Raw genomic sequence first — 746 nt, 5'->3', positions numbered from 1 at the left:
GGCATTTTGCAGCCACGACAGGCCGAGCATGATCGCCAGCACCGACAGCGCGATCAGTATCGAATATTTCAAACGTTGCTTCTGGGTCATTGCGGGTTCCTGAACCTTTCAAATGTATCCGGTTTGTATCCGGTTGCATGCCATGCACATACCGTGTTGCGGGGATGGGCTTTGATAAACGCGGTCTCATGTTACAGCCGATGAAGAGTTTTGGCTTCATGACGGCGTAACCATGAGGATTTTTGAAATGTTCCGTCGAATCACCTGGCTGATTCCCGTCCTTGCCGTACTGACCTTGAGCGGCTGCATCATTTTCCCCCACGGCGGCTGGCATGACGACCACCATCGGTACCAGGAAGGTCCCGGTTATTACCAACATCGATAGGCGATGACTCCCCGCATAAACGTTAAAAACTGTGTTCCCGGAACGACCGCGCCTGCTGAATAGCAGGCGCTTTCTGTCTCTAATCTGACCTGCTCGTGTAAGACGTTGATCAAGCTTTTGTAGGACTCTTCGAGCTGCAACGATTTGCGCATTTTTGATATTTCTGGTCACACCCGTCTGGTGTAAATCCACCTCCCCTCCGCTCTACTCTCTGCGCCCCTGAAGCCCAACCAGACGAGCTCATCCGCGCATGCAACGAACACTTATCGATATCAGCCCCGGACAGGCCATCGGCTTCTGTCTGGCCGTCTCCCTGTTTGAACTGCTGACCTACATGGCCAGCGACCTGATCATGCCGGCA

1 protein-coding gene is annotated in these 746 nt (G+C 53.4%); it reads left to right on the top strand.

Going from position 1 to position 746, the window contains the following annotated elements:
- Positions 1-247: 247 nt before the first annotated feature.
- Positions 248-385 carry a hypothetical protein gene (locus HT737_RS28540; protein WP_177327908.1) on the top strand — a complete coding sequence of 46 codons (138 nt, stop codon included), beginning with the start codon at positions 248-250 and terminating at the stop codon, positions 383-385.
- Positions 386-746 lie beyond the last annotated feature (361 nt).

The sequence above is a fragment of the Pseudomonas sp. MD195_PC81_125 genome (assembly GCF_014060985.1).
In the GTDB taxonomy this organism is placed as follows: Bacteria; Pseudomonadota; Gammaproteobacteria; order Pseudomonadales; family Pseudomonadaceae; genus Aquipseudomonas; species Aquipseudomonas parakoreensis.
This window is presented reverse-complemented; position numbering and strand designations above follow the sequence as displayed.